This window comes from Litorimonas haliclonae (assembly GCF_965138505.1).
In the GTDB taxonomy this organism is placed as follows: Bacteria; Pseudomonadota; Alphaproteobacteria; order Caulobacterales; family Maricaulaceae; genus Litorimonas; species Litorimonas haliclonae.
In genome coordinates this window covers 101,537-114,475 of sequence record NZ_CBCSCO010000001.1, presented here as the reverse complement: position 1 = coordinate 114,475, position 12,939 = coordinate 101,537, and the positions used below count along the sequence as shown (strand labels likewise).

General features: G+C 53.4%; 10 protein-coding genes. All 10 read left to right on the top strand.

Annotation, left to right across the window (positions count from 1 at the left end):
• Window positions 1-26 precede the first annotated feature (26 nt).
• A complete protein-coding gene (gene murC, locus ACNA05_RS00515) occupies window positions 27-1,454 on the top strand; it encodes a UDP-N-acetylmuramate--L-alanine ligase (RefSeq protein WP_415809413.1) in 1,428 nt (475 codons plus the stop codon).
• Window positions 1,454-2,365: a UDP-N-acetylmuramate dehydrogenase gene (murB, locus tag ACNA05_RS00510; protein ID WP_415809412.1), complete on the top strand. Its 912-nt coding sequence runs from the start codon at window positions 1,454-1,456 to the stop codon at window positions 2,363-2,365. The genes murC and murB overlap by 1 nt, the downstream gene beginning before the upstream one ends.
• The gene (locus tag ACNA05_RS00505) at window positions 2,332-3,285 is read left to right on the top strand and encodes a D-alanine--D-alanine ligase (RefSeq protein ID WP_415809411.1); all 954 of its coding nucleotides are present in this window, start codon (window positions 2,332-2,334) and stop codon (window positions 3,283-3,285) included. Before murB ends, ACNA05_RS00505 begins: the two co-directional genes overlap by 34 nt.
• Entirely contained in the window at window positions 3,273-4,154 is an 882-nt protein-coding gene (locus ACNA05_RS00500; protein ID WP_415809410.1) for a cell division protein FtsQ/DivIB, read from the top strand. Before ACNA05_RS00505 ends, ACNA05_RS00500 begins: the two co-directional genes overlap by 13 nt.
• A gap of 9 nt (window positions 4,155-4,163) precedes the next feature.
• On the top strand, window positions 4,164-5,435 hold the full coding sequence (gene ftsA / locus ACNA05_RS00495) for a cell division protein FtsA (RefSeq protein WP_415809409.1): 1,272 nt from the start codon (window positions 4,164-4,166) through the stop codon (window positions 5,433-5,435).
• Between the two features lie 205 nt (window positions 5,436-5,640).
• The gene (gene ftsZ, locus ACNA05_RS00490) at window positions 5,641-7,089 is read left to right on the top strand and encodes a cell division protein FtsZ (RefSeq protein WP_415809408.1); all 1,449 of its coding nucleotides are present in this window, start codon (window positions 5,641-5,643) and stop codon (window positions 7,087-7,089) included.
• 165 nt (window positions 7,090-7,254) lie between these two features.
• On the top strand, window positions 7,255-8,187 hold the full coding sequence (gene lpxC, locus ACNA05_RS00485; protein WP_415810095.1) for a UDP-3-O-acyl-N-acetylglucosamine deacetylase: 933 nt from the start codon (window positions 7,255-7,257) through the stop codon (window positions 8,185-8,187).
• 97 nt (window positions 8,188-8,284) lie between these two features.
• Window positions 8,285-9,145, top strand: coding sequence for an outer membrane protein assembly factor BamD (locus ACNA05_RS00480; protein ID WP_415809407.1), 861 nt, complete (start codon window positions 8,285-8,287; stop codon window positions 9,143-9,145).
• A gap of 19 nt (window positions 9,146-9,164) precedes the next feature.
• Window positions 9,165-10,841: a DNA repair protein RecN gene (gene recN / locus ACNA05_RS00475; protein WP_415809406.1), complete on the top strand. Its 1,677-nt coding sequence runs from the start codon at window positions 9,165-9,167 to the stop codon at window positions 10,839-10,841.
• Window positions 10,838-12,910, top strand: a complete 2,073-nt coding sequence (ligA, locus tag ACNA05_RS00470; protein WP_415809405.1) for an NAD-dependent DNA ligase LigA — start codon at window positions 10,838-10,840, stop codon at window positions 12,908-12,910. Before recN ends, ligA begins: the two co-directional genes overlap by 4 nt.
• Window positions 12,911-12,939 lie beyond the last annotated feature (29 nt).

Here is a 12,939-nt window from a genome sequence, read left to right as displayed (position 1 = left end):
CCGGAGGCGAAAAGAAGAGGCAGACCATGCCCCAACCCGATTTAAAACAACAATCCCTTGCCACGAAAGTGCCCTTTGATGTCGGCCCGATACATTTTGTTGGTATAGGCGGTATCGGAATGAGCGGTATTGCCGAGGTGCTTTTGAATCTGGGATACCAGGTTCAGGGATCAGACATGCGCGAGAGCGCTAACACCGAACGACTTCGCAAGCTCGGCGCAAACATTTTCATCGGTCAAAAGGAAGGTCAGGTTGAAGGCGCAGGCGCCATTGTCCTGTCCTCTGCGATTAAAAAAGATAATCCCGAATTGATCGAGGCCCGAGCGAAGTCGATCCCAGTGGTGCGGCGCGCTGAAATGCTCGCCGAGTTGATGCGTCTGAAATGGGCCATTGCCGTGGGCGGCACACACGGCAAAACTACGACGACCACAATGATTGCAGCTCTTTTAGAGGGCGGCGGGCTAGATCCAACGGTTATCAATGGCGGAATTATCAATGCTTACGGCTCAAATGCGAAGCTCGGACTTGGCGACTGGATGGTGGTCGAGGCGGATGAGAGCGACGGCTCCTTTCTGAAGCTTTTCCCGACTGTGGCGATCATCACCAATATTGATCCAGAGCATATGGAACATTACGGCGATTTCGAAACGCTTCGAAAGGCCTTTCATACTTTCGTCGAAAATCTGCCTTTTTATGGCTTTTCAGTTTTGTGTATCGACCACGCCGAAGTGCAAGCTCTGGTCAGTAAAGTCTCCGACCGCCGCGTCATTACTTATGGATTTAACCCGCAAGCGGATGTCCGAGCTGAAAATCTCCATTTGGAACCAACGGGGTCGCGCTTTGATGTTGTCTTTACAACGGGCGACGAGGAAGAAACTTGGCAAGACTTGTTCCTGCCTATGGCCGGAAAGCATAACACGCAAAACGTCCTGTCCGCCATTGCAGTCGCGAGAGAACTTGGCTTGAACGAGGCGCAAGTTCGCGCCGGTCTCGAAAGTTTCGGCGGGGTAAAACGCCGCTTTACCAAAGTCGGGGAGTGGGAAGGCATAACCATTATTGATGATTACGGCCATCACCCGGTCGAAATCTCAGCTGTTCTCCAAGCGGCGCGTCAGGTGACAAAGGGGAGGGTTCACGCCGTTGTACAGCCCCACCGTTATTCCCGTCTGTCTCATCACTTCGAAGAGTTTTCGACCTGTTTCAACGATGCGGACCGCGTCTTTGTGACGGATGTTTATGCCGCCGGAGAAGATCCCATTGACGGCGTAAGCGGGCCTGATTTGGCCAAAAGCCTGACCTCCCACGGGCATAAAAACGTTTCGCTAACGGCGAAAAAGAGCCTAGCCGCAGATTTGAAGCCGCATCTTAAAAACGGCGATGTTATCGTGTGCCTCGGGGCAGGTGACATCACCTATTGGGCGGCAGACCTGGCCAAGGATTTGGAGAGCGCTTGATGTCGCTGCTTGAACGCCTCCCGTCGGTCAGAGGGTCGCTCAAAGCGGATGTTTCGCTCGCCCCCTATAGTTGGCTGCGGGTCGGCGGCCCGGCAGAAGTGTTTTTCATGCCGAAGGACGAGGCGGATCTCGCGCATTTTCTCTCCTCCACGCCAGACGATATTCCGGTTCAGGTTTTGGGCGTTGCGTCCAATACGCTAATCCGCGACGGTGGTGTAAAAGGCGTTGTTATTCGACTCGGCCCGACTTTTGCCAAGATCACGGCGGACGGCAATCAATTGATCGCCGGGGCGGCGGCTTTGGACAATAAGGTGGCGAAAGAAGCGGCTAAAGCCGGGGTATCCGGGTTGGAATTTTACGCTGGTATTCCCGGTACAATCGGCGGCGCGCTACGCATGAATGCGGGGTGTTATGGGGGCGAGACAAAGGACGTTTTGGTCGAGGCGGTCGCCATTGACCGTCGGGGTCGCCGTCAGCTTATGCCGTTGAGTGAGTTCAATTATCGTTATCGCGGCAGTGACGCGCCTGATGATTTGATTTTTACCCAAGCTGTCTTTCAGGGCCGGAAAGACGTCCCCGAAGATATTATTGCGCGCATTAATGACATTACCTCTCGACGCGAGGAGAGCCAACCCATTCGCGAAAAAACGGGTGGCTCAACTTTCAAAAACCCGGACCCTGAACAGTCAGGCGGGCGAGGGGCCTGGCAAGTTATCGACGCCGCAGGCGGACGTGGCTTTCGCGTGGGCGGCGCGCAAATGAGCGAAAAGCATTGCAACTTCATGATTAACACTGGCGACGCAACAGCCGCGGATTTGGAAAACCTTGGCGAAACTATTCGGGATAAAGTTCGCGCCAGTGAAGGTGTTGACCTTGAGTGGGAAATCAAACGAATTGGAACGGCGTCGTGAAAGTTGCGGTCTTAAAAGGCGGGATTTCGTCTGAACGCGAAGTTTCTCTCGTCTCGGGTGAAGAATGCGCCAAGGCTCTTCGGTCTTGTGGGTATGACGTAACCGAAATTGATGTGACCCGTGACCTGTGGACTCAGCTCGAGAACGCTGATCCGGATATTATTTTCAACGCCCTTCACGGCGATTGGGGCGAGGATGGCCGCGTTCAAGGGGTGCTGGATATGTATGGCAAACCCTATACTCACTCTGGCGTCATGGCCTCTGCGTTGGCGATGGATAAGCACCGAGCCAAACATGTCCTACGGGCTGTTGGCATTACAGTTGCGGAGGGCGGATTGTTCGACCGTGTTGAGGTGTCCAAGTCCCACCCTATGAATCCTCCTTATGTGGTCAAACCCAACGGGCAGGGGTCTTCTAAGTCTGTTTACATTGTCCAGAATGATAGTTCGAATATGTCCGCGGCAATCGCTGAAGATAAAGAGATGGGCGAAGAGGTTATCGTCGAAGCTTTTATCCCGGGACGCGAATTGACCGTCACAGTGATGGGTGAGCGGGCTTTGGCCGTCACGGAAATTATCCCTCAGACAGACTGGTATGACTATGAGGCCAAATACGCCAAGGGCGGATCAGTGCATATCGTTCCGGCCGATATTCCACATGAAGCCACCCAGCTTTGCCTAAAATGGGCGGTCGAGGCACATAAAGCGCTCGGCTGCCGAGGCGTAACGCGCTCTGATTTCAGATTTAATGAAAAAAATGCAGCTTCAGGCGACATAGTAAACAAAATCGTAATGCTTGAACTCAATACTCAACCCGGAATGACTCCGACGTCTTTGGCCCCCGAACAGGCGGCCTATGTCGGAATAGATTTTGAACAGCTTTGCCGCTGGTTGGTTGAGGACGCTACATGGCCCAGATGAAACGCAATTCGTCTTATTCGAAGGGACCCTTACAGAGGGTCTCTCCGTTAAAGCCCGGATTACGCAAAGCTCAAGTCTGGGGCGCTGCCAAAGTCAGAGCCGCACAGCACTCCAAAAAGAGTTTTATTCGCTTTTGCGGCGGCGTGCTGGCCGTTTTTATGGCGGTCACGGCCTTGGCGCTCTGGATGGGCGGGTTTTGGCCGCAGCTCATTGAAAATGGTAAGCTTTATAAGCAACACCGTTTGATGGCGATGGGGTTTGTTGTGTCGCGTGTTGATGTCATGGGCGAAGGCCGTTTGAATGAACAGGATGTCCTTCGGGCCGTTAGCATTCGTCCCGGGGATTACTTTTTTGGTGTTGATTTAGAAGCCGCGCAGCGGCGCACCGAAAGCCTGCCTTGGGTGGACCGAGCAGTGGTGCGGCGTCTTTGGCCCAATCGTATCGTCGTGCAGTTGGTCGAAAATCAACCCTATGCGCTATGGCAGAATAAAGGTCAGTTTTCTTTAGTGAACGCGACAGGAGAAATAATCGCGCCGGTTACAAGCGAGACCGTCATTCCGAAAAATTTATTGCAAGTCGTCGGGAAAGGCGCTTCCGCCGAGGCGGAAGCTCTTGAAAATACGCTCGCGCTCTGGCCAGCCCTGCGCCGCAGAACAAGTTCAGCTGTTTTTGTTTCTGAGAGCCGTTGGGATTTGATGATTGACGGAGACGTTAAGGTAAAGCTTCCGGCTACTAATGTGAAAGAAGCCTTGGCGCATCTAGCTGACCTTCAAGCACGGTCCCAGATATTGGACCGTACGGTCAGCGAAATCGACTTACGTTTGCCTGACAGAATTACTGTCCGGCCGACGGATTCCAAACAGGCCTAGATATTCCCTATGTTCGGACGCCCTAAACAGAAACAGGCGGAGACCTTCGCGGTTCTCGATATCGGGTCGAGCAAAGTTGTTTGCTTGATTGGCAAAGAAGAGCCCGGAATGGGCGTACGTCTGATCGGAAAGGGCTTCGGTGTTAGCTCCGGAGTGAAGCACGGAGCGGTGATTGACCTAGAAGCCGCTGAAGCGGGCATCCGCTCCGCGGTCGAGAAAGCGGAACGTGCGGCAGGCGTAACTGTGCACGGCGTCAATGTGAATGTGGCTCTACGCTCTCTTCGCTCCCAACATATGCGGGTGCAAACAGAGTTTGCCAGCGGAGAGGTTGCGGACCGCGATCTGAAGCGCGTCATGAATAGCAGCCTGTCTGAACTGTCCCAGCCGGATTATGCCATCCTTCATGCGATACCCATGCAGTGGAGCGTGGACGGCGAGGTCGGAATTGATGATCCGCGCGGTATGTTCGGCAAAAGCCTCGGGGTCGATATGCACTTTGTCTTGGGCGGCATGGGGCCTTTGCGCAATTTGGCGCATTGTATTGAACGCTGCCATCTCGAAATCCGGTCAGTAACAGCTTCGCCCTATGCTTCGGCCTTGTCTGTTTTGACCGAGGATGAGCGCGATCTGGGCGTCACTGTTATAGATATGGGGGCGGGCGTCACGTCCGTGGCTGTGTTCCGGGATAATGTTCTCGTGCATGTGGATGCGATGGGAGTAGGGGGTCGCAACGTCACAAAGGATATTGCGAGAGGCCTTTCCACACCGCCCGAAGCCGCAGAACGAATCAAAACAATATATGGCTCGGCTTTGCACGGCGCGGATGATGATTCGGCTATGGTGCCGTGTCCGCCGGTCGGCGCGCAGGATCGCTTGCAACATCATCCTCGCGCCCATGTCACTGCGATCGTTCGATCCCGAATTGAGGAAACGTTTGAGATTTTAAATGAGCGCTTACATAATGCCGGAATGGACAATTTTGCAGGACGCCAAATTGTCTTGACGGGCGGCGCGGCGCAGCTCAATGGGGTCAGGGAATTGGCGGAGCTAATCTTTAATAAGCGCGTCAGAATTGGGCAGCCTCACGGCATTTTCGGCCTTGATCAGAGCCTCACGGAATCGGATTTCGCTGTCGCAACTGGCTTGCTGAAACAGGCCTATGAAAACCCCGGAGAAGCGATTTCCGGGCCGCCGGATTTGTCGGGTCGTCGGTATCGGGAAAGACGTTATTCAGGTCATCCGATTGGTCGATCTTTTCAATGGCTTCGGGAGAACTTCTAGTAAATTAAGGCAGTTTAAATAGCTTTAAATCTGGGCCTGGTCTCGTTTTCTAAAGTTTCGCTACGCATAAGACTAAATTCCTAACAGCGATTATTTACAGGAAAACCCCGTCAAAAGGTTAAAATTAATAGTTTGGTTAATCACCCTTTAACGGTTTCGGCCCATCTTCTTTTTAACCAAACATTGACCATAAACGGGACCTATCATGCCAATCAGTCTCTCTCTGCCTAAAGCCGTCGAACTTAAACCCCGCATTGTCGTTATCGGCGTGGGCGGAGCCGGCGGAAACGCTGTAAACAATATGATCGCCTCGGGACTCGACGGTGTCGAATTTGTTGTCGCGAATACGGACGCGCAGGCTCTGGCCTTGTCGCGAGCGGATCGCCGCGTTCAGATGGGCACCGGCGTTACACAAGGTCTAGGGGCTGGAATGCGCCCTGAAATTGGCGAAGAATCTGCCGAAGACAGCCTCACAGAAATTATGGAGCATCTGGATGGATGTCACATGTTGTTCGTCGCAGCCGGCATGGGCGGCGGAACAGGCACAGGCGCGGCGCCAGTTATTGCCCGCGCGGCGCGCGAACGCGGCATCCTGACGGTCGGTATCGTCACGAAGCCGTTCATGTTTGAAGGCTCCCGCCGCATGAAATTGGCCGAACAGGGGATTGAAAACCTTTATGCGTCTGTCGACACAATGATTACGATTCCGAACCAGAATCTATTCCGAGTTGCGACAGAGAACACAACGATGTCAGACGCCTTTGCTATGGCGGACGAAGTTCTCCATAGCGGCGTTCGAGGCGTAACCGATTTGATGGTCGTTCCAGGCTTGATTAATCTCGACTTTAACGATGTTCGCACCGTTATGGATGAAATGGGCAAGGCCATGATGGGCACAGGCGAAGCGACGGGCGAACGACGCGCTGTCGAAGCCGCCGAAGCCGCTATTAACAATCCGCTCTTGGATGATGTGTCATTGAAAGGCGCTAAAGGCGTTCTGATCAATATCACAGGCGGAAGCGATTTGACCCTGTATGAAGTCGACGAAGCCGCAAGCCTTATCCGTGAGCAAGTGGACGAAGACGCCAATATCATTGTTGGTTCAGCACTCGATGATGATTTGGATGGTATCATCCGTGTGTCTGTCGTCGCCACCGGTGTTGATTCAGAAGCTCGCGCGGAAGCGCCTCCGGCCCCGTTCGGGAACCGGGTTGCTCGTGAAGAAGCCAATGTGGTTGAATTACCGAAAGCTGAAAAACCCGCTGAACCCGCCGTCGCTCAAGACGTAGAAGAGCGGTTTGCCGATTATAATCCAGTGGCAAATATGCAAAAGGAAGTGGAACAGGAGTTTTCCAAACCAAAAGCTGCAACCCCGCCGCCTTATGTAGCGCCTCGGCCCTATCCGCCAAAAGTAGATGCCCCTGCGGCTCAGGCAGAGGAGCCTGTCGCACCGGTAGAGCCGCAACCTATTCCTGAGTCTACCGGTCCGTCATTGAAAAAGACGGCTTTGGGAGGATTGTTTGGCCGACGGAAGAAAACACCTTCGCCGACGATTCAAACTCAAACAACCAAAGCACCTGTCGGAGATTTGTTCAGCGATGACATGGAAGATGAGCTCCAAATTCCAAGTTTTCTTCGCCGTCAGAGCCGATAATACAGCTGCGATGATACAGCGATAACTGTTTAAGGCAGTTTAAAATTATTAAAATAAGCCCGTGTTATCACGGGCTTTTTTATTGGTTGTAACACGCTGTAACAACAGGTTTGTTGTCGGACCGCAACGAATAGCTCATTTAATCATTGGGGCAATATGAGTTTAATGAATATGACAAATGTCAGACGCCAAACGACCCTGAATTCCGCCACAGTGTGTGCAGGTATTGAACTGCATGGGGGCAACCATACTCGCTTGGCAATGAGACCTGCGCCTGTCGGAACAGGGCTTGTTTTCGTGCGCACGGACATAACCGACCGGGACAATCGCATTTTGGTTGAACCTGATGCTGTGTCTGATGTGAAAAATTGCACGACGCTCGAAAACGCTGCGGGCGTGGAAGTTTCGACGATAGAACATTTACTGGCGGCGCTCGCGGCGTCTGGTATCGACAATCTGATTATGGAGTTGGATGGCAGAGAGCTACCGGCTTTGGACGGCTCTGCGGAACCCTTCTTAAAATTGATAGAACGTGTTGGACTGAAACGTCAGGAAGCGCCCCGCCGCTATGTCGAAGTCTTGCGGCCAGTTGAAGTTCGTAAAGGGAAGGCGTTTGCCCGCATTGTCCCGGCCACGCGCCTTGAGTTAAGTGTTTCGATTGATTTTGAAGATGAGGCTATTGGCCAACAGAAAGTTGAAATTGTACCGGATGTCAGGGCTTTTCGTGACCGCTTAGCGTCTGCACGGACATTTGCGCGCCTTCACGAAGTTGCGGCTTTGCAGGCTGCGGGCCTTTCAAAGGGCGGATCTTTGGAAAATGCGATTATTGTCGACGGCGATAAGATTCTTAACCCCGAAGGCTTACGCTTTGCTGATGAGTTCGTCCGGCATAAGGCGCTCGATCTTTTGGGGGACTTGTATCTGGGCGGCCCGATCCTCGGCCGAGTGGAAACGCATGCCTCAGGACATGGGTTAAACCATGACTTATTGATGGCCCTCTACGGAACGCAGGGGGCTTGGCGCTTCGTTTCCATGAACGGAGAAGAGCTTTTACCGGAGATAGACAGCCCTTCCAGACTGCAAAGCGTTAGCGCATAACAGATTTCTCACTTTCCGCCGCGCAAACCATCCTTTAAGAGACCCAATGTATTTTAAGGGATATGTTTAGAATCATATCCGCAAACGGATAGGCTCTATGGCTTTTAACACAATTTACGCTCGTATCATTCGCTTAGGAGGCGTCGCCGTCTTGGCCCTGATGATTTCGGGTTGTTCGATTTTTGGCGGCAAAAGCGACAAAGAAAAGCTGGCCTATATCGAACGGCCAGCGGAGCTAATCTACAATCAGGCTTTAGACCGCGTTCAAAAGAATGACTGGGACGGGGCAAATCTTTATTTTCAGGAAGTTGAACGCCAACACCCCTTCTCCAGATGGGCCCGCCGCGCCATGCTGATGAGCGCCTATGCCTATTACCGGACCACCGATTACGAACAGAGCGTCGCGACAGCTCAACGTTTTATCAGCCTTCATCCCGGCAATGACAGTACGCCATATGCGTATTATCTTATTGCGATCAATTATTACGACCAGATCTATGATGTGGGGCGTGATCAGGCTACGACGGTTAGCGCCGAAGCCGCGTTGCAACAAGTTGTTCGCCGTTTCCCCGAAAGTGACTATGCCCGTGATGCACGGCTAAAGCTTGAGCTGACGCATGACCATTTGGCCGGCAAAGAAATGGCCATTGGGCGTTATTACCTTAAGGAAAACCAACACTTGGCCGCTATTGGACGATTTAAGAATGTCGTTAAAAACTACGAAACAACATCGCAGACCGAAGAAGCGCTTCACCGCCTCGTCGAAGCCTATGTGTCTTTGGGAATCATTAATGAGGCTAAACTGGTGGGGTCTGTATTGGGGTATAACTATCCCGATAGCGCTTGGTACCAAGATTCTTATGAATTGCTTCAAGGCTATGAGGTCAACCTTGAAGAAGAACGTAAGAAAAACCGCCGCGACGGCTATTGGCAGCGTTTGAAAGAACGCTTGTTCTAACGGAATGATTTAGGCTGATATGTTAAGTGGGTTATTTGTCCGCAATGTCGTCCTTATAGAGCAGCTGAGCCTTGAGTTTGGCGACGGATTAACCGCGCTTACGGGTGAAACCGGGGCGGGTAAATCCATAATCCTAGACGCGCTTGGCATGGCAACAGGCGCGCGCTCGGACAGGGGCCTTATCCGCTCCGGAGCGGATAAGGCGGAATGCACGGCGTCTTTCATACTCTCAAACTCCCACCCTGTCATTGCCCACCTAACAGAACAGGATATTGAGATCGTGGCAGGTGAGGACCTGACCCTTCGTCGAATCATCCAATCCGATGGCCGATCCAAAGCTTATATCAATGACTCTCCCGCCAGTGTGAAACTGCTCTCTGAAGTGGGGAAGCTGCTTTTAGAAGTTCACGGTCAGCATGACGGGCGCGGTCTGTTGGATCCGACCACCCATATTCTGCTTCTAGACCTCTTCGGCGGTCACAAATCTGAGCTACAGGAAGTGGCAACGGCGTATCAATCGCGTCAAGAGACGCAAAAGACTCTTAAGGCGTTACGGGATCGGCAAAGTAAAGCCAGCGAGGATCAAGAGTTTCTCGAGCACGCGATGAACGAGCTGGATAGGCTGGACGTCCGCCCTGGCGAAGAGGACACTCTCGCTGAGGAACGGCGGTTTTTGCAGGGCGCCGAGGGCGCGCTAACAGAATTGACTGCGGCGCAAGACACGCTTGGTGAAGACGGCGAATTTGAAGAACGTCTGTCTATGGCGTTGTCAGGTATCGAGCGAGTAAACAGTAAGTTTGGCGATAGTGAGTTGCCGGCCGCGAAATCTCTTCAACTGGCCGCAGAAGCTCTGGAACGAGCTCTTCTTGAAACACAGGAAGCGCGAAACGCGGTCAGCGTGGCAGCGCAAAGTTTTGACGTTGAGCCGGGCCGTTTGGACGCCGTTGAAAAACGCCTTTTCGCGCTTCGCGGCGCGGCGCGTAAATATGGCTGCGATATTCCTGGCCTCATCGAGAAACGCGCACAGTTTGACGTAGAGCTCGAAGCCTTAGACAGCGTTGCAAAGGACATTGCCAAGGCGGAGAAAGAGGCGAGTAAAGCCAAAGATGTGTACGATGCAGCGGCTAAAAAACTCACTCAATCCCGCATCAGCGCAGCCAAAGCGCTCGACGAAGCCGTCGCGCAAGAACTGCCGCCCTTGAAGATGGAGCGCGCGACATTCGAAACGCGAATTGATTCCGCGCCTGAAAGCGCCATGGGCGTTGACTTAGTTCGTTTTGTTGTCTCGACGAACCCCGGAACGGCCCTGGGGCCGCTAGACAAGATTGCTTCTGGCGGAGAGATGGCGCGCTTCGCTTTGGCCATCAAAGTGGCTCTGGCCGGAAAGAATGAAGCCGTCATGGTCTTTGATGAAGTCGACCAAGGTGTGGGCGGCGCAGTGGCCAATGCGGTCGGGAAAAGATTATCGCGTCTGGCGAAAACCGCGCAGGTCTTCGTCGTGACGCATAGTCCTCAAGTCGCCGCCGCGGCGGACAATCAGTTCCGGATTGAAAAGTCCTCGACCGGGTCAACCACGACTACACAGGTTCACGCCGTGGCCGACGAAGCCCGTGAAGAAGAGATTGCACGGATGCTCGCTGGGGAAAGCATTACACAAGAAGCCCGCGCCGCTGCCCGGCAATTAATGGCGTCATGAACGACCGGGCCGTGACAGAGGCGGATGCAAAAATACGCATCAAAAACTTGAGCATGGAAATCCGCGCCGCGGATGAGCAATATTACGGTGAGGATAATCCGCTATTGTCAGATGCCGATTACGACGCTCTACGTAAAGAGCTGACGGATCTGGAAAGCGCGTTTCCGCATCTGATTGCCAAGAATAGCCCGACACAAAAAGTAGGTGCGAAGCCGTCTGGCCGTTTTGATAAGATCAAACATAGTGTTCCGATGCTGTCATTGGACAACGCGTTTAATGATGGGGATGTCCGGGATTTTGTCGCGCGGGTAAAACGGTTTCTGAGCCTGTCACCTAATGCGGATTTGACCTTCACGGCAGAGCCTAAGATTGACGGGCTGTCAGCGTCACTTCGCTATGAAAAGGGCAGGCTGGTCTCTGGTGCGACGCGCGGAGACGGGCAGACCGGGGAAGACGTCACACGGAATTTGATGACGCTGAAACAAGACGTGCCGCATGAATTGAGCGGTAAGGGGTGGCCGGACATTCTCGAGATACGCGGTGAAGTCTATATCGAACATGACGCGTTCGAAGAGATGAACGCGGCCCAGCTGGAGGCTGGAAAACCGGAATATAAAAACCCGCGCAACGCGGCTGCCGGGTCGCTCCGACAGATTGACCCGAGCATTACGGCGTCGCGTCCATTGAGGTTCTTCGCCTATACCTGGGGGGAGGTTAGCGAGCCGCTCGCCGACACGCAGATGGGCGCGGTGGAAAAAATGGCGGAATGGGGGTTTTCGACCAATCCCGATATGCGCGTTCATGACAGCGCGAAAGAGATGGTCGCGCATTACCACGAAATCGAAGAAAAGCGCGCGGCACTTGGCTATGACATTGACGGGGTCGTTTACAAAGTGAACGACCTCGCGCTGCAAGAACGCCTTGGCTTTGTCAGCCGGGCTCCCCGATGGGCGATCGCGCATAAATTCCCCGCCGAAAAAGCCGTGACGGTTTTGGAGACGATTGACGTGCAAGTTGGTCGAACTGGCGCATTAACACCCGTGGCGCGCCTAACGCCCATCACGGTGGGCGGCGTGGTCGTTTCCAATGCGACCCTGCATAATGAAGACGAGATTGAGCGCTTAGGCGTAAAACCGGGCGATACGGTTGAAATTCAAAGGGCAGGGGACGTCATTCCGCAAGTCTTGCAAGTCATCAAAGACGGCGGCGGCGAGCCTTACACTTTACCGACGAATTGCCCAATTTGCGGCGCGGAAGCCGTTCGCGACATTGACGAAAAAACCGGACGGCAAGATGTTGTTCGCCGCTGCACGAATGGGCTAGCCTGTCCCGCCCAGGCCAAAGAGGGGCTTAAGCATTTCGTGTCCCGCCGCGCTTTCGATATTGACGGTCTCGGCGAAAAACAGATTGCCCTCTTTTTTGAATTGGGTCTGGTGCGCGAGCCCGCAGATATTTTTGTTTTGCAGGAAAAACGTTCCGAACTCGAGAAACTCGAAGGGTTCGGTCAGACGAGTATAGATAATCTTTTCAATGCTATAGACGCGCGGCGAACGATCGGATTTGCACGTTTTCTGTATGCTCTAGGTATTCGTCATATCGGGCAGGGCAATGCGCGGTTAATGGCTCGCCATTTTCAGAATTTGGAAAACCTGAAGGCACAATGGGGTGACTTGGCGGAAAGAGAGAGCGCGGCATTCCAATCCATCCTTCACATTGATGGCGTCGGCGAAGCCGCCGCGACGGCCTTTAGCCAGTTTATGACCGCACCCGAAAACCGCTCCGTTGTTGAGAGCTTGCTTGAGCACATAACGATTGAACCCGTCGAAGAGATTGCCGCAGACAGTGTGGTGTCAGGCAAAACGGTTGTCTTCACCGGAAAGCTCGAACGCTTTTCCCGCGATGAAGCCAAAGCCAAAGCGCAAAGCCTCGGTGCGAAAGTGAGCGGATCAATATCGGCCAAAACCGATTACCTTGTCGCGGGTCCGGGGGCCGGATCCAAATTGACAAAGGCACAAGGGCTTGGGGTGAACGTCCTGACGGAAGATGAATGGCTTTCCCTCATTGAGTGAGCCCCGTGCTTTTACAAAGTGCGACCCTT